Raw genomic sequence first — 15,908 nt, 5'->3', positions numbered from 1 at the left:
CTTTCATGTTTGTGGACACAGCTCGAGAGTTCTCGATTGCTCGTCATCCACGCTAAAGACCACGCGTGAAGTGCAAGGAGTTCGAACATGAATGGGAAGTGAATGAGCGGAGAAGGGTTGGAGCCGCCGTGAGTGCTCGATCACAGGCCGTATCAGTTTCATGAAAGGATCATTGTCGGGACCGGCAGTCCCTCACCGAGGCGGTCCGCCGTGGCTGCGAACCCCGATCAGCTGTCGATGGGGCGGACGCGTTCGATCTCGACGATGCGCGGCACCGGCCCGGGACGCACATAGGCGATGAGGACCTCGCCGGGTTTGAGGTACGGATCGTTCTTCGGCAGCTTGGCTTCCACGCGCTTCGGGGCGTGAGCGGCGTAGACGGCAAAGATCGTCGGCAGCACCGGCCGGTGCGTGCAGTAGATGACGGGTTTGCCCTTCGCCAGCAGCTTCTCGATATAGCGGGCGGCCTTGTCCGGGTTCGCAGCGGTCGCCTTCTCGCTGAGCGTCGACACCTTCTTGATCGACTTGCCCGTCGCCGCCGACAGCGGAGTCAGCGTCGCCATGCACCTCTTCCACGGACTCGAGACGAGCTTGCGGACGCCCCAGGCTCCCAGCAGTCCGGTCAGCGCCATGGCCTGTCGGGTGCCGAGTTTGAGCAGCGGCCGCACATGCTCGGTCTCGTACCACTTCGCCCGCGGGAACGCCTTCCCATGGCGGACGAGGATGAGCGGCCACGCCCGCAGAGCATCCGTCTGCGCGAACTTCTCGAGTGCGTCGAGCTGCTCCCGATCCGCGAACGACGTCAGCTTCGAGCGGGCCTGGTCGACGGGGAACCAGCCGGCAGTGTCGACCTCCCGCTTGTTGACCGGGGCGAAGGCGGACTGGTCCTTGACCTCGGCCGACCAGTAGAAGACCTTCTTCTGCGTGTTCTTGCCGACCGTGTATGCGGCGGAGGGAAGAGGAATGCCGAGGCGGATGTCGAACCCCGTCTCTTCCTTGACCTCGCGGATCGCGGCTTCCGGCAGGGTCTCTCCCGGGTCGACCTTGCCCTTGGGCCATGACCAGTCGTTGTATTTCGGGCGGTGGATGAGCACCACCTCGAGACCTTTCGGACCGTGTCTCCAGCACACGGCCCCGGCGGCCAGGACATCGGCCGTGACACGTGATGACGCCTGCGCCGAGGAGACCTCGGACGGGCTCACGCCTCTTCCCCGATTCGCCGACGGGTCCGGTGCCGACGGATGAGCTCCGTCTGGTAGTCGCCGAGGAGGTTTCCTTCGTCGTCGTGGGTCCGCCGTGTCCATCTGCCGTCGCCGGCCAGGTCGAACGCCGAGGTGGTCGGAGCGAAGACGAGGTCGAAGAGTTCGATGATCTCTGCCCGGTGTCCGTCGTCGACGATCTGCACGAGCGCTTCGACCCGCCGGTCGAGGTTGCGGTGCATCATATCGGCTGAACCGATGTAGACGATCGGGTCGCCGTCGTTGCCGAAGACGAAGGCGCGGGAGTGTTCGAGGAAGCGTCCGAGCACGGAACGCACGGTGATGTTCTCGCTCAGGCCGTCGATGCCCGGGCGCAGGGCGCAGATCCCGCGGACGAAGACTTCGACGGCGACCCCGGCCTGGGAAGCCCGGTAGAGGGCATCGATGACGGCTTCGTCGACGATCGAGTTGACCTTGATCCGCACCTGCCCCGCTCCGCCGGACTGTGCGATCGCGATCTCGGAGTCGATGAGGTCGATGAGTCCGGTGCGCACAGTGCTGGGGGCGACGAGGAACCGTGAGTATTCGGACTTCGGCGCATAGCCGGAGAGCTGATTGAACAGCTTCGTCAGGTCATCGGCGACGGCCCGATCGCGCGTGAGCAGCCCGAAGTCCTCATAGCCGCGGGCGGTCTTCGGGTGGTAGTTGCCGGTGCCGACGTGGCAGTACCTGGCCAGCCCGTCGGCCTCCTGGCGGACGACGAGGGAGAGCTTCGCATGCGTCTTGAGCCCGACGATTCCGTAGACGACGTGAACGCCGGCGCGCTCGAGCTTGCGGGCCCACGTGATGTTGGCCTCCTCGTCGAACCGGGCCTTGATCTCGACGACGGCGAGCACCTGGATTCCGGCCTGCGCGGCGTCGACGAGGGCGTCGATGATCGGCGAGTCTCCGGAGGTCCGGTAGAGCGTCTGCTTGATCGCCAGCACGTTCTTGTCCGCGGCGGCCTGTTCGAGGAAGGCCTGCACACTCGTGGAGAACGAATCATAGGGGTGGTGCAGGAGGATGTCCCGACTGGCCACCGCGTCGAAGACGTCGACCTGGTCGCTGGACTCCCGCAGCGACAGATCCTTGTTCATCTGCGGGACCATCTTCGGATAGTGCAGATCATCGCGCGGGACATCGGCGATATCGGACATGCCGGACAGATCCAGCGGGCTGGGCAGGTGGTAGATCTCCGAGTCGTGGATGCCCAGTTCGTCCTTGAGCATCTCGAGCACGCGGGGGTGGATGTTCTCCGTGATCTCCATCCGCACGGCCGGTCCGAAACGCCGTCGCAGGAGCTCCTTCTCCAAAGCCTTGAGCAGGTTCTCCGCATCGTCCTCTTCGACCTCGAGGTCTTCGTTGCGGGTGACGCGGAAGGTCGAATGGTGGACGATCTCCATGCCGTCGAACAGAGTCCCGAGGTGTTCGGCGATGATGTCCTCGAGGGCGACGAAGCGGGCTGGGACGTCGCGTCCGGCGGGTCGGTCGGTCGCCTCGGCGACATTGAAGAACCGCGGCAGGCGCGGGGGAACCTTGACCCGGGCGAAGAACTCCTTGCCCGTCTCCGGCGACCGCAGGAGCACACCGAGGTTGAGCGAGAGACCCGAGATGTAGGGGAACGGGTGCGCCGGATCGACGGCCAGCGGGGTGAGGACGGGGTAGACGTGGCCGAAGAAGAATTCGTCGACGCGGTGGCGCTCATCCTCGGTGAGGTCTTCGACCTGGACCTTCGTGATGGATTCCGCGTCGAGGCGGGGACCGATATCGTCCTTGAGCAGCGCGGCATGCCGGCTCATCAGCTCGAATGCGCGCACACCGATATCGTGCATGACCTGCGCGGGCATGCGCCCGGTAACGCTGGGCACGGCCAGACCGGTGTTGATGCGGCGTTTGAGGCCGGCGACGCGGACCATGAAGAACTCGTCGAGGTTGGTCGCGAAGATCGAGAGGAACCGGACGCGTTCGAGCAGCGGGATCTCCGGATCCGAGGCGAGGTCGAGGACGCGTTCGTTGAAGGCCAGCCAGCTGAGTTCGCGATCGAGGAAGCGATCCGCCGGGTCGGGCAGTCCCAGCTCATTTCCTGACGCTGCGATGTCGTACAACGATCTGCTCCTTACTCGCTCGACGCCGTGCTCGCCGAATCAGTGCCGGTGACCTCGGTGGAGGCCGGTGCATAGGCCACGTGCGCGACCGCGACATGGAATCCCAGCCGCTCGTACAAGCCTAGCGCCGGGGCGTTGTCCGATTCGACGTAGAGTTCGATCGTCTCGGCACCGGCGGCCACCATCCGCCGCATCCCCTCGACCGTCAGCGCCTTGCCCACGCCCTTGGCATGGATGCGCGGATCGACGCCGACGACATAGACCTCGCCGAGGCGACCCTGATCATCCGTGTCCGTGATCTTCGTCTGATGGAAGCCGATGACCTCACCGCCGCGGGCGGCGATGATGAAGGTGTTCGGGTCGAAATCCGCAGGCGTCACGACGGCGTCGATATCGGCCCGGGTCTGGCCGCCCTGTTCGGGATGCCAGTCGAAGGCGGAGTTGTTCACGGCCAGCCAGCCGTCCTCGTCACCGGGGGCGAAGGACCGGATCTCGACCCCGTCGGGACTCCGAGTCTCGGGGAGGGCGTCGAGACTCAGCCCGATGTCCGTGCGCATCTGATAGAGCACCCGGTCACGGCCGAGACCGTACTTCTGCGCGAGGTGGGCCGCAGCCGGATGGTCACCGTGCGACCAGCACCAGGCTTCGGGCTCTTCGTCGAGGATCGTTCTCAGCAGCCGCTCACCGAACCCCTGGCCGCGGTGGTCGGGGGCGATGAGGAACTCTGCGGCGTGACGATCGCCCTGCAGGGCCCGGATCCCGAAGCCGATGAGAGTCTCACCGTCGAACACGCGCCACATGCTCGACGCGGTCTGCGCCGCGTGGGCGGTGTCCTCGCCGGTGGCGACGGCCATGAGCCCGCCGGAGACCTCCGGGGCACCGTCGGTCGCTGCCACGTCCTCGAGTAACGTCAGCTCATCCTCGGTGAGGGGGTCGATCGAAGTGGAGGCGATTGCTCCGCTGGCCTGGATTCTCATGCCGTCTCGTCCTCTGAATCTGTGTCTGTGACGCTGTCGGCGCTGAAGCGGTAACCGACGTTGCGCACGGTGTGGATGGCGTTCTCAAGGTCTTTGCCGAGTTTCGCACGGAGGCGGCGAACATGCACGTCAACGGTGCGAGTGCCGCCGAAGTAGTCATCGCCCCAGACCGCGAGCAGGATGTCGTCGCGGGTGAAGACGCGTTCGGGGTGCATGGCGAAGAACTTCAGCAGAGCGAATTCTCGGTAGGTCAGATCGAGACTGCGTCCGCTGAGCTCGGCGGTGAACGCCGTCTCGTCGATGCGGAGGTCTCCGGTGACGACGACCATCGGCTCGCCGTCGGCGTTCACCAGTTCCTCGTCCGCGTCGCCGAGGCGGCCGGACAATTCGAATCCGCTCTCTCTGGACGTGCCGACGGTCCCGCGGCCGGTGCGCACCGGCCGCCAGCTCCCGGCGCCGCCCTTCGCCCCGGCACGGCCGGCCCCGGCATGCATACCGCCGAGGAAGCCGCCGCCGGAGTGGGCGGCCGATGAAGCGATGTGACGATCACGAGCCACGCGCAGCCGCGCTTCCACCTCGGCGGGGCCGGCCGTGGTGAGGATGAGGTCGGCCACGTGCCATTTCGCCGAGGCCGTGGCGAGTCCGCCCTCTCCGAGGACGACGATGATGGGGGCGGTGATCCGCGCCTCGGCGAGGAGTTCGGCGATGCGCGGGGCCAGGGACAGATCGAGACAGGCGTCGACGATGACGACGTCGACCGCAGCGGAGTCGGTCCGACGGCCGGGCAGATCCTCGACGCCGCACCGGTCGATTCGGTGGCCGAGGTACTGCAGGGATTCGGGAGCCAAAGGGGCGTCGAGCCTGGCCGTGGGGCAGATGTGCAGAATCCGCATGTGCTGCCTCCACCTCCTCGGCGCCCGTCTTCTGAGCCCGTCGTCTGAGGAAGATTATAGCGATGCCCTGGCCGGTGCTGCTCCGACGCGCAACCACCGGTGGTTACCGTGGGTGTCATCGGATAAGGCACGATAGTGCTGTGATCAGATGGATTCGAGTAGCCGTCGCCCTGGTGTTGGTGTTGGCCCTCAGCGCCTCCGTGTACTGGGGCTATACGCTCTTCCTGCTGGCGACCGGGCTCATCGTCTTCGGCGTCGCCTACGGTTGGCCGCGCCTGACGGACTCCCCGCAGCCGCGGGCGACGTCGATCATGCTCGCCCTCTTCGGAGTCGGCGGTCTCTACGCCGCCTGGCACGACTCCACGGCTCCCTACCTCGACTGGCTGCCCGTGCTGGCGGGCCTGGGTCTGCTGTGGACCTTCGTGCAGAACCTCACCCGCGGAATCGGCGCCTCCTACGCCGTGGCGAACGTGTCCGCGCAGGTCTCCGGCCTCGTCATCGTCCTGTCGGCGAGCACTTGGGTCGCTGCGATCACGATCCCCGGTGACAAGGAGGCCATCGTCATCGGCCTCGCCTCGCTGATCGTGGCGCAGTGCATGACCGCGCTGCCGTGGCCGGCGATCTACACGTCGCCGCTGGCCATCGCCATGTCCACGGCCGTGGCGGGGATCCTGTCGGTGCTCGTGTTCGCACCGGCGCTCTCCCTGGCCACGGCGCTCATCCTCGGCGTCGTCATGGGTCTGCTCGTCGCGGCGGTCGATCGGATGCTCGGGCTCGTCGCCTATGCGAAGTTCCAGGCCGCCAACCTCGAGGCCTCGCAGAACATCGAGGTGAAGAAGAACGTCGAGAAGGCTCGCAGCTTCGCCGTTCAGCTCGCCCTCGGTGCCGCTCCGATCGCTCTCGGCGGAGTCGTCGTCTACGCGATCGAACGCGTCGCTTCCTGACCTGCGCGCCGATCCGCACGACCGGGGTTCGCGTCGTTGCATGACCGGGGTTCGCGTCGCTGCACGACCGGGGTTCGCGTCGTCGGGCTGAATGCACATCGCTTTGCCGGGAACTGTAGACTGAGGGCATGGAAAATCTTGTTGCTCTCGAAATCGTCTTCTCCGGCCTCGTCGGCATCGCCGCTCTCGGCGCCCTGGGTGTCGGAGTCAAGGTCGTCACAGCGCTGTTCAAAGACAACCGCTGATCCCTCATGGTGATCGAACTCGATGACTCGGTCCATTCCGAGCTCGTCCCGCTGTCCTGGCTGATCGGGTCGTGGGAAGGCGTCGGTGTCGTCGGCTATGCGGACACTCCTGAGAAGCAGTTCGGCCAGCGCATCGACTTCGTCGCCCATCAGGGCACGCCCTTCCTCCAGTACACCGCGCATGCGTGGCTGCTCGGCGAATCCGGTGAACTCGACTCGACCCTGACTCTCGAGACCGGTTTCTGGCAGCTCGTGCGTCAGCACGACGACGGGGACGTCGGCCCGGGAATGATGGTGCCGACCGAACCCCAGAGCTTCACTACGGCCGCCGCGGTCGAGACCCTGCGCACGAATGACGACGCCTTCGAGATCGAAGCGGAGATCGTTCACCCGCACGGAGTCATGGAGCTCTATGCCGGCACCGTCAAAGGCCCGCGCATCGATCTGGCCACCGATGTGGTGGCCAGGACCAAGACCGCGAAGGAGTACACCGCCTCGACTCGGATGTACGGCCTCGTCGGCGGCGAACTCATGTGGGCCTGGGACATGGCAGCCATGGGCCACGAACTCGCCTCCCACTCCTCTGCCAGATTGAAGAAGCTGTCTTAAGATGACTGATCCCGTGTCGCCGAATTCTGATGTCAACGATTCGCCGTCGCCGGAGAACACCCCTGCCGAGGCGGTTCGTCGCTCGTCGCTGGCTCGCGGACTGAGCTCGACCGCGGTGCTCGGGGCCGGCGATCTCGCCGAGACTCCCATCCACTACGGAGCTCCCCTGCGTGAGCAGCGCGTGCTCGAAGAGAAGGACGGTCTCGTCGACCTCGCCCATCTCCGCGTGCTGCGTCTGAGCGGACCCGACCGTCTGACCTGGCTGAACTCGATCACCACGCAGAAGATCGACACCCTGGCCCCCGGTGTGTCCACCGAAACCCTCGTACTCGACCCGAACGGTCGCATCGAGGGCTGGCTGAAGCTCGTCGACGACGGTGAGGCACTGTGGGCCATCAGCGACCTTCACACCGACGCGACCCTGGACTTCCTGCGCAAGATGGTCTTCATGATGCGCGTCGAGATCGAGGACCTCAGCGAGGACTATCAGTGCTTCGGCGCCATCACGTCCCTGCCGGAAGCCCTGCCCGTCACCCGAACCTGGTCCGACCCGTGGCCGCATATCGGAAGCGGATCGGCCTCCTATGCGCAGATCGACATCGGCCAGGACGTCGCGGGCACCGACCACCCCGGTCTCGAGACCCCGTTCGTCATCGGCATCGTCAAACGCTCTGACCTGCAGGGACTGTCGGCGAACACCTTCGATATGGCCGGCTTCGACGCCTGGGAGGCGCTGCGGATCGCCGCCTGGCGGCCGGGCCGGAACGAAATCGACCACAAAGCCCTCGTCGGCGAACTCGACCTGCTGCGCACGGCCGTGCACCTGGCGAAGGGGTGCTACCGCGGGCAGGAAGCGGTGGCACGCGTCCACAATCTCGGTCAGCCGCCCAGGCGTCTGACCTTCGTCCACCTCGACGGGTCCGGCCACATCGCCCCGGATCCCGGCACCGAGGTGCTCGCCGAGGTCCGCGGGTCCGAACGTTCAGTGGGCACCCTGACCTCGGTGACCGTGCATTGGGAGCTCGGACCGATCGGTCTGGCCGTGGTCAAACGGAACCTGGCCCCCGAGTCGCGGCTGAGCTTCGAAATCGGCGACGGAGAACGCGTCGTCGGCGCTCAGGAGACGATCGTCGTGCCGATGCGCGAGCACGAACGCGTGCTTCCGGAACGGAACAGGGACGTCGACGCCCGCAGTCAGAACCGCTGATTCCCGGGAGCGTCGGGGACCACCCGGCGCTGTTTCCGCCTTCGCTGTCGGCCATCCGCAATGAGGATTCGGCCGCCGGCACCCGACAACGGAATCCGTACCCGATCAGCGCCGAATCCGCGGGGTCGTCTCTCCGCGGCGAGCGGTTCTGCCCAGCCCTCGGACGGCAAGTGACAAAAAGCGTCGATTGCCCCTATTCTTCCCCTTATGACAGCTTTGGAGATTGGCGGCGAAGCTCTGCCGCAGGAACGTAAGATCGTCACCGAGATTCCGGGACCGAAGTCCCGTGAGATCGAGGAACGTCGCAAGTCAGCAGTGGCGACCGGTGTCGGTTCGAGCCTGCCCGCCTATGTGGTGGCGGCCGGGGGCGGCATCCTCAAGGACGCCGACGGCAACCAGCTCATCGACCTCGGATCCGGCATCGCCGTGACCACGGCCGGCAACGCGAACCCCCGCGTGGTCGAGGCCGCGAAGGCCCAGCTCGAGGCCTTCACCCACACCTGCTTCATGGTCAACCCCTACGAGAGCTACGTCGAGGTCGCCGAAGCCCTCAACCGGCTGACCCCCGGCGACCACGAGAAGCGCACCGTGCTGCTCAACTCCGGTGCCGAGGCCGTCGAGAACGCCGTGAAGATCGCGCGCGCCCACACCGGCCGCGACGCCGTCGTCGTCTTCGACCACGCCTACCACGGCCGCACCAACCTGACCATGGCGATGACCGCCAAGGCTGCCCCCTACAAGGCCGGCTTCGGTCCCTTCGCCGGTGAGGTCTACCGCGCACCCATGTCCTACCCGTACCGCGACAACGATGCGGCCGGCACGAAGATCAGCGGTGAGGACGCAGCCAAGCGCGTCATCACGATGATCGAGAAGCAGATCGGCTCCGAATACGTCGCTGCGATCGTCATCGAACCCATCCAGGGTGAGGGCGGCTTCATCGTCCCGGCCGAGGGCTTCCTGCCCACGCTCGTCGACTACGCCCGCGAAAAGGGCATCGTCTTCGTCGCCGACGAGGTGCAGGCCGGATTCGCCCGCACCGGAAAGATGTTCGCCTCCGAGTGGGAGGGCATCGTGCCCGACCTCATCACCACGGCCAAGGGCATCGCCGGCGGTCTGCCGCTGTCGGCGGTGACCGGTCGCGCGGACATCATGGACTCGGTCGGACCGGGCCGCCTCGGCGGAACCTACGGCGGCAACCCCACCGCCTGCGCCGCCGCCCTCGGTGCCATCGCCGCGTACGAAGAGGACGGACTGGCCGATCGTGCCCTGGCGATCGGTGAGATCATCGTCGACCGCCTCACGAAGCTGCAGTCGAAGTACCCCGAAGTCGGCGATGTCCGTGGCCGTGGAGCCATGGTCGCCGCCGAGTTCGTCGAGCGCGATTCGATCGAGCCGAACGCGGACCTGGTGAAGAAGATCGCGGACTACTGCGCGAAGAACGGCGTACTCGTGCTCACCACGGGAACCTTCAGCAACATCCTGCGCTTCCTGCCGCCGCTGACGATCTCCGACGAGCTGCTGAACGACGCCTTCGACGTCATCGAAGCCGCCCTCGCCGACCTCCTCAGCTGAAATCCCCCTAATTACTACCTGACGGCGGCCCAGCAACCTCGCGCAAGGTTGCTGGGCCGCCGTCAGGTAGTTCGGGGGGGTGCAGTTGTAGCACAATAGGGGCCATGACATCAGAGATCGACGGCGCGACCGGCACGTCAGCGAGTGTCCCGGCTCGAGTGTGGCACTTCCTCCGGGGACCGCGCTTCATCGATCTGCCGATCCGCCTGCTGGCCCTCATCATGGGGCTGACGATCCTCGTCCCCGGCTCCTTCGAGATCACCGAACCCCGCTACGCAGGCCTGCTCATCCTCGCCTACGGACTCATCGTCTTGGCCGCGTTCCTGCCGCTGAGCATCGTCGTCGCCACGACCGGTCTGGGCATCGGATTCTCCATGCTCTACCCGGACCTGGAGAACATGTTCCCCGAGGCGCTCATCCTCGCCATCGCGGTCCTGATCAGCCGCCGTCGCTGGATCGGGTTTGCGCTGGGAACCCTCGGACTGGCCGTCTACCTCGGCGCATCGACCCGACTCGGATCCTATGACGCCGGCTTCGAAGGACTCACCGACCTCGGGTACGGCTGGCTGACCTATTCGATCCTCGGCCTGTGCGCGTCCTTCGTCGAGGCCCGAATCCGAAGTGAGATCGACCGCCGCGAACGCGCCGCCGTCGACCACCAGAAATCACTCGACGCCATGCGCGCCCGGTTCACCAGCGATATGCACGACACCATCTCGCACTCGCTGACCACCGAATCCGCGATCATCCGCACCCTCGCGAAGGAAAGCGACTCCGAGACCGCCGACCGCCTCGTCGCCGAGTTGGCGCTGGTCAACGCCGAAGCCACCAAACGGCTCCGGCAGCTGGTGACGAGCCTGAGCAGGTGGGAGACCGAGAGCTGCACCGGGGGCTCCGGGACCTCCCGGATCCGATTCCGCGCCGAGGCGGAGCAGCTGGCGACCGCGATCGAAGACGGGTGCGCGGCCGGGTCCGTTCCCCTGACCACCGAACTCTCCCCGTTGCCGACCCATGCGACCGGAACGCTGTCGCACCATTTCCGGGCCGTCATGCTCGAGCTCGCCACGAACGTCATCCGCCACTCCGTCCCCGGCACCCCCGCCACCCTCGTCGTCGAAATGCGAGACGGCAGCGGCAGCCGAGCCGAACTGCTCTGCCGCAGCACGAACGCATCCCCGACCGCGCTGACCCGGGCCCCGCGGTCTCTGTCCCGCCGTGCCACGGCCATGGGCGGCGTCTGCCGGGTGGGCGAGGACGAGACGAAGAGAACCGTCGTCGAGGTGGCCCTGCCGATCCGTTTCATCTCCCACTCCGCATCGGCATCCTCGAAATCGGATACCGCGCGGTCTTCCTCGAACGCAGACATGATCGACGTCGTCGATGACGACTTCGACATGAGCGCGGACACACCCGTTGCGGACGCACCCGCAGCGGGGACATTCGCAGCTGGGGTACCCGCAGCTGGGACACCATCGGCGTCGACCACCGGAATCGATCGCGGTGCCGCTTCAGGGTCGGCCGGCGGTGCCGCTTCACGACCTGGCACGGGTGATGCCGCCGCGGCGAAAGCCGCCGACGATTCCACCCCCGAAGGTGCGGCCGGCAGCCACAGCAGGAACCACCGCAGCCAGGGGCAGCGCACGAGTGACCGCGACAGGATCGACGCCTGATGACGGCGCACACCTACCCGGCCCCGCACCGGACCTCGGAGGCGACCCCTCACGTGAGACCGGAGGCGACCACGCCGCAGGCCGACCACGACGTGAGCCCTGAATCCGCCGCGCGCACCTCCGTCCTCGTCGTCGATGATGATTCGTGGACGACACGAGCGGTGGCCGCGGCGCTGGAGGATGCGGGTTCCTTCCGTGTGCTCGACCCCGTCCACTCCGGCGAGGAGGCCATCGCCGCCTTCGACGCCGAGCGTCCCGACCTCGTCCTCATGGACGTCAACATGCCGCCGGGAATGAGCGGCGTCGATGCGACGGCGGCGATCATCGACCTCGACCCCGACGCCCGAGTCGTGCTCCTGACGACCGTGTCGCCCGGGCCCGGAATCGCCCGCGGACTCGAAGCCGGCGCATTCGCCGTGGTCAACAAGACGGCAGGGGAGAGGGAACTCGTCTCGATCGTGCGGGCCGCCTCGGCAGACGAGAGCCCCGAACTGCTCAGAGGCTTGGCCGAGGACATCGTCATCAGCGGTGACCAGCTGCCCGACGCCCTCGACGCGGCACCGCAGCTGACCGCGCGCGAGATGGATCTGCTCACCCTGCTCTGCCAGGGACACGGCTACGAAGAGATCGCCGACGCCCAATCGGTGGCCATGTCCACCGTGAAATCGCACGCCCGCAACCTCCGCCTCAAACTGGGCGCACGCAACCTCGCCCAACTCGTCGTCCGTGCCCTCCAGTTCAAGTTCTTCTCCCCGGAATGACCCATCCCGCCGAGGCGGCTGACCCGTCCGGTCCATCCCGCCCCGCCGAGGCGGCTCGTCCGGTTCCTTCCGCCCCGCCGAGGCGCGCGGTCCTGACGACGCAGACCCTCCCGGCCGCAGCCGACCATGGTCGGCCGTTGACTACAGTGGGAGCATGACCGACACCGCGATCCTGCGACTGTCCCGCCTGATCCGGGACACGGAAGGGTTCCTCCTGCCGCTGACCGAGATGGCCGGCGACGTCGTGGTCGCTCGAGTCGAATTCGGCTTCGACCTGCCGACGACTCCCACGCAGACGTCGGCTGCACCGCACGCCGTCCAGCGAACTGCACCCCACTCCGGCCCGCCCACTGCTCCGCACACCGGCTCGCCTGCCGGCCCGCCCACCGAGGCGGTCGGCCACGCCTCCCTGACCGGGACCGTCGTCCTCGTCACCGAACCGGTGAGCAGTCCTGCCGGACTCGAGGCGGTGCTGGCAGGCTATGCGGGCGCCGCCGCCCTCGTCGTTCCGCCCGGAACGCACAGCCACCTCGGCGACGGGGCCGAGCTGCGGGGGAGCGAGGGCCGGGTTCCGGTCCTCCTCGAACGCTCGCCGCATGTGACCTGGTCGGAGATCCTCGTGCATCTGCGGCAGCTCACGGAGGGCGCGACGAGCGCCCTGGCCTGGCCCGATGTCGACGACCTCAGCGCACTGGCCGCCGTCATCGCCGAGACCACGGGCGCATCGATCACGATCGAGGACCCGGCCTCGCGTGTGCTCGCGCATGCCAACCTCGGCGGCGAACTCGACGAGATCCGACGCGCGACGATCCTGTCCGGAGCCATTCCCGACTGGCGGATCGCCGAGCTCGAGGCATCCGGGTTCCTCGACACGATCCGCCGTTCGACCGACGTCGTCGAACGACCCGCCGAAGGCACATCACCGGCCCGGTCGGTCATCGCACTGCGCAGCGAAGGCGAACTCATCGGCACGATCTGGGCGGCCTACCCGGCTGAGGTCGACCCCGAACCGCTGCGCGAGGTGCTGCGCGACGCCGCCCGCGCGGCCCTGCCCGTGATGCTGCGGACCCTGCGCCGGTCGCCGTTCGAGAAGCGCATCCGTCGGGAGGCGCTCGGTGCGATCCTCGCCGGTTCGGCCGACCTCGGTCCGTCGGCGACCCTCCTGTCACTGCCGTTCTCCGGCAGCTTCTGCGTCCTCGCTTTCACCGAGGCGGCCCCCGACCGAGAGCCCGTCCTGCGGTTCCATCTCCGGGCCGCCTTCGCCGATGCGGTGCTCTCCCGGATCGAGTCGAGCACAGGCACACATCTCGCAGCGCTCGTGCAGATGAGCGAGCCGACGGATGCGGCGCAGATCCGCGACCACGTGCTCTCTGCCCTGCGGCGATCGCTGCCGAGCGACGAGGCGCTCAGCTTCGGTGTCGGCTCTCCCGTCGACCGCCTCGACGAAGTGCATCGCTCCTGGTCCGAGGCCGTATACGTCGTCGACGCCGTGCACGGCAGACGGCGCGTCCTCGGCGGCCGAGGACGGGGTGCCACGAGCGGAGGCCCTGCGAGCGGCGGCGACGAGGAATCCCCGACCATCGTCGGAGCGACCGTCGAGGATGCGGCCGCCGAGGTCATCGGACTGCGCGTGGCCGATACGCTGCTGGCCGTCGAGCGCGACGCGCACGGCGCAGAACCTGCTGGTCGCAGCGGCGATATCGGCAGCGTCGCACGGCCGGCTCGGGCGCTGGCCCGGCATGACGCGCAGCACAACGGCAGCCTGCTCGAGACGCTGCGGGTCTATTTCGCCACGGTCGGCAACTCCGCCGAGGCGTCCCGTCGGCTGCACGTGCATACGAATTCGCTGCGGCACCGCCTGGGGCGGATCGAGGAGATCACGGGTCTGTCGACGGCCGAGCCGGCCGAGAGGCTGTGGCTCGAGCTCTCGGTGCTCGCCCACGATCGCGCGGGCGGCTGAAGGCTCGAGCAGCCACGTCGTGGGAAACCGACAATCGATCCCCGGGAAGTTTGGCGAATTATTGTTCGTTCATCGAGGTCGGCCGTCCTAGAGTGACACCAGATCACGAACAGAGGACGTTATGCCCAACAGCCACCACTCGATTGCCGACGGTCGAGCACAGTCGATCAGAGCGATCGCCGAGAACAGCCAGCCCCTCACCGACCGCACCCCTGCCGTGGCGGGGCGAGTCAACCGCACCGACGACACCCCTGCCGAGACGCGCGGAGTCGATCGCACCACCGTAAGCGGTTCCGCTCCCGCGGGCGTGCCCTCCCTGTCGGAGGGCGTGCCGGCGCTCTCGGATCGGGAGCCCGTGCTCGGGCTCATGGATCTCGATGCCATCGATACCGCGTTCGAGCGGCTCACTTCGGCGTTCGATTCGGACCATGAGGTGCTCCACGCGGTGGCCTGCAAAGCCGTGCCGCTGCGTTCGCTGCTCGAGCGCTATGCACAGCAGGGCGCCGGATGCGAAGTCGCCAGCCCCGGCGAACTCGAACTCGCCCTTGCCGCCGGGTTCGCTCCCGAACGGATCGTCTTCGACTCCCCGGCCAAGACCTGGACGGAACTGCGTCGGGCCGTCGACCTGGGCGTGTCGATCAACGTCGACAACTTCGACGAACTCGCCCGCCTCGACCTGCTGCTGGAAAACAGACGACCGACCGTCGACGAGGCACGGATCGGCATCAGGATCAATCCGCAGTCGGGCACAGGCACGATCGGGGCGCTGAGCACCGCCACCGAGACGTCGAAATTCGGCATCGGACTCGCTGATCCCGGAGCTCGCGAAGCCGTGATCGAGGCGTACCTGGCGCGTCCTCGACTGAATCAGATCCACGTGCACTCGGGTTCGCAGGGCATCAGCCTCGAGCGCGCCGCCGTCGGAATCCGCGCCGCGGTCGACCTCGCGCAGGAGGTCAACACGCGTGCCGGGACGCGGCAGATCACCCGCATCGACATCGGGGGAGGCCTGTCGGTGAACTTCGACGGCGAAGACATCACCCCGACCTTCGCCGACTACCGTGCGGTGCTCGAACAGCAGGTCCCCGACCTGTTCGACTTCGACATCGTCACCGAATTCGGGCGTGCACTGCTGGCCAAGGCCGGCACCGTCCTCACCCGCGTCGAGTACGCGAAGACCAGCGGCGGGCGCCGCATCGCCATGACTCACGCAGGCGTCCAGGTCGCCACCCGCACCGCCTACGCTCCGCACGACTGGCCGCTGCGGATCCTGCCGTTCACCGCTGACGGGGAACCGAAGATCGCCGAGGCGGTGCCCACGGACGTCGCCGGGCCCGCGTGCTTCTCCGGGGATCTGCTCGCTCGGGACCGCAGGCTGCCGCGCCTCGACGTCGGCGACCTCGTCGCCGTACCCGAGACTGGTGCCTACTACTTCTCCAACCCCTTCTCCTACAACCTGCTCCCGCGCGTGCCCGTCTACGGGTACCGCACCGCGGAGGAGGGCGACATGCACTTCGTCCTCATCCGAAGGGGCCAGACGATCGACGAGATCCTCGCCGAGGCGGGACAGCGGTGGTGATCGGCACGGACCTGTGGTCTTCAGTCGACGCTCAGGCAAGGCGGCTAACAATTCAGCAAACTTTCATGAATGACCTGTGCGAGAGGGTATCGTGCCTTTAGTCTCGACAGCAGGCGACTGAACTCTGAGCAGCTCGCCGAAGTATCTT

At 67.1% G+C, this 15,908-nt stretch carries 12 protein-coding genes; 8 read left to right on the top strand and 4 right to left on the bottom strand.

Annotated elements, in window-relative coordinates:
• Positions 1–227 precede the first annotated feature (227 nt).
• The 4 genes from QYM46_RS16260 to QYM46_RS16245 are packed head-to-tail and all read right to left on the bottom strand — an operon-like array spanning position 228 to position 5,213.
• Positions 228–1,202 carry an NUDIX hydrolase gene (locus QYM46_RS16260; protein ID WP_432789793.1) on the bottom strand — a complete coding sequence of 325 codons (975 nt, stop codon included), beginning with the start codon at positions 1,200–1,202 and terminating at the stop codon, positions 228–230.
• On the bottom strand, positions 1,199–3,343 hold the full coding sequence (locus tag QYM46_RS16255; RefSeq protein WP_432789792.1) for an RNA degradosome polyphosphate kinase: 2,145 nt from the start codon (positions 3,341–3,343) through the stop codon (positions 1,199–1,201). Before QYM46_RS16255 ends, QYM46_RS16260 begins: the two co-directional genes overlap by 4 nt.
• A gap of 11 nt (positions 3,344–3,354) precedes the next feature.
• The gene (gene mshD / locus QYM46_RS16250; RefSeq protein ID WP_432789791.1) at positions 3,355–4,320 is read right to left on the bottom strand and encodes a mycothiol synthase; all 966 of its coding nucleotides are present in this window, start codon (positions 4,318–4,320) and stop codon (positions 3,355–3,357) included.
• Positions 4,317–5,213, bottom strand: a complete 897-nt coding sequence (locus QYM46_RS16245) for a winged helix-turn-helix domain-containing protein (protein WP_432789790.1) — start codon at positions 5,211–5,213, stop codon at positions 4,317–4,319. Before QYM46_RS16245 ends, mshD begins: the two co-directional genes overlap by 4 nt.
• 140 nt (positions 5,214–5,353) lie before the next feature.
• Between QYM46_RS16245 and QYM46_RS16240 the strand changes: the two genes are divergently transcribed.
• From QYM46_RS16240 to QYM46_RS16205, 8 genes are all read left to right on the top strand, one after another.
• Positions 5,354–6,157: an ammonia permease gene (locus QYM46_RS16240; RefSeq protein ID WP_432789789.1), complete on the top strand. Its 804-nt coding sequence runs from the start codon at positions 5,354–5,356 to the stop codon at positions 6,155–6,157.
• A gap of 254 nt (positions 6,158–6,411) precedes the next feature.
• A complete protein-coding gene (locus QYM46_RS16235; protein ID WP_169253979.1) occupies positions 6,412–7,011 on the top strand; it encodes an FABP family protein in 600 nt (199 codons plus the stop codon).
• A gap of 1 nt (position 7,012) precedes the next feature.
• Positions 7,013–8,218, top strand: a complete 1,206-nt coding sequence (locus tag QYM46_RS16230) for a YgfZ/GcvT domain-containing protein (RefSeq protein WP_432789788.1) — start codon at positions 7,013–7,015, stop codon at positions 8,216–8,218.
• Between the two features lie 207 nt (positions 8,219–8,425).
• Positions 8,426–9,790: a 4-aminobutyrate--2-oxoglutarate transaminase gene (gene gabT / locus QYM46_RS16225; protein WP_432789787.1), complete on the top strand. Its 1,365-nt coding sequence runs from the start codon at positions 8,426–8,428 to the stop codon at positions 9,788–9,790.
• Between the two features lie 104 nt (positions 9,791–9,894).
• A complete protein-coding gene (locus QYM46_RS16220; protein WP_432789786.1) occupies positions 9,895–11,460 on the top strand; it encodes a hypothetical protein in 1,566 nt (521 codons plus the stop codon).
• Positions 11,460–12,221 carry a response regulator transcription factor gene (locus QYM46_RS16215; RefSeq protein ID WP_432789785.1) on the top strand — a complete coding sequence of 254 codons (762 nt, stop codon included), beginning with the start codon at positions 11,460–11,462 and terminating at the stop codon, positions 12,219–12,221. Before QYM46_RS16220 ends, QYM46_RS16215 begins: the two co-directional genes overlap by 1 nt.
• Positions 12,222–12,375: 154 nt before the next feature.
• A complete protein-coding gene (locus tag QYM46_RS16210) occupies positions 12,376–14,181 on the top strand; it encodes a PucR family transcriptional regulator (RefSeq protein WP_432789784.1) in 1,806 nt (601 codons plus the stop codon).
• Positions 14,182–14,302: 121 nt separating this feature from the next.
• On the top strand, positions 14,303–15,760 hold the full coding sequence (locus QYM46_RS16205; RefSeq protein ID WP_432789783.1) for a diaminopimelate decarboxylase: 1,458 nt from the start codon (positions 14,303–14,305) through the stop codon (positions 15,758–15,760).
• The last annotated feature ends 148 nt before the right edge of the window (positions 15,761–15,908 follow it).

Source organism: Brevibacterium sp. K11IcPPYGO002, from assembly GCF_050920635.1.
GTDB lineage: Bacteria > Actinomycetota > Actinomycetes > Actinomycetales > Brevibacteriaceae > Brevibacterium.
The sequence above is the reverse complement of the archived record's forward strand: the minus strand, read 5'-3'. Positions and strand labels throughout refer to the sequence as shown.

Excerpts from the sequence above, each read along its gene's own strand:
- QYM46_RS16210 (WP_432789784.1), top strand. The coding sequence starts at position 12,376 with ATGACCGACACCGCGATCCTGCGACTGTCCCGCCTGATCCGGGACACG.
- QYM46_RS16230 (WP_432789788.1), top strand. The coding sequence starts at position 7,013 with ATGACTGATCCCGTGTCGCCGAATTCTGATGTCAACGATTCGCCGTCG.
- QYM46_RS16220 (WP_432789786.1), top strand. The coding sequence starts at position 9,895 with ATGACATCAGAGATCGACGGCGCGACCGGCACGTCAGCGAGTGTCCCG.
- QYM46_RS16215 (WP_432789785.1), top strand. The coding sequence starts at position 11,460 with ATGACGGCGCACACCTACCCGGCCCCGCACCGGACCTCGGAGGCGACC.
- gabT (WP_432789787.1), top strand. The coding sequence starts at position 8,426 with ATGACAGCTTTGGAGATTGGCGGCGAAGCTCTGCCGCAGGAACGTAAG.
- mshD (WP_432789791.1), bottom strand. The coding sequence starts at position 4,320 with ATGAGAATCCAGGCCAGCGGAGCAATCGCCTCCACTTCGATCGACCCC.
- QYM46_RS16205 (WP_432789783.1), top strand. The coding sequence starts at position 14,303 with ATGCCCAACAGCCACCACTCGATTGCCGACGGTCGAGCACAGTCGATC.
- QYM46_RS16245 (WP_432789790.1), bottom strand. The coding sequence starts at position 5,213 with ATGCGGATTCTGCACATCTGCCCCACGGCCAGGCTCGACGCCCCTTTG.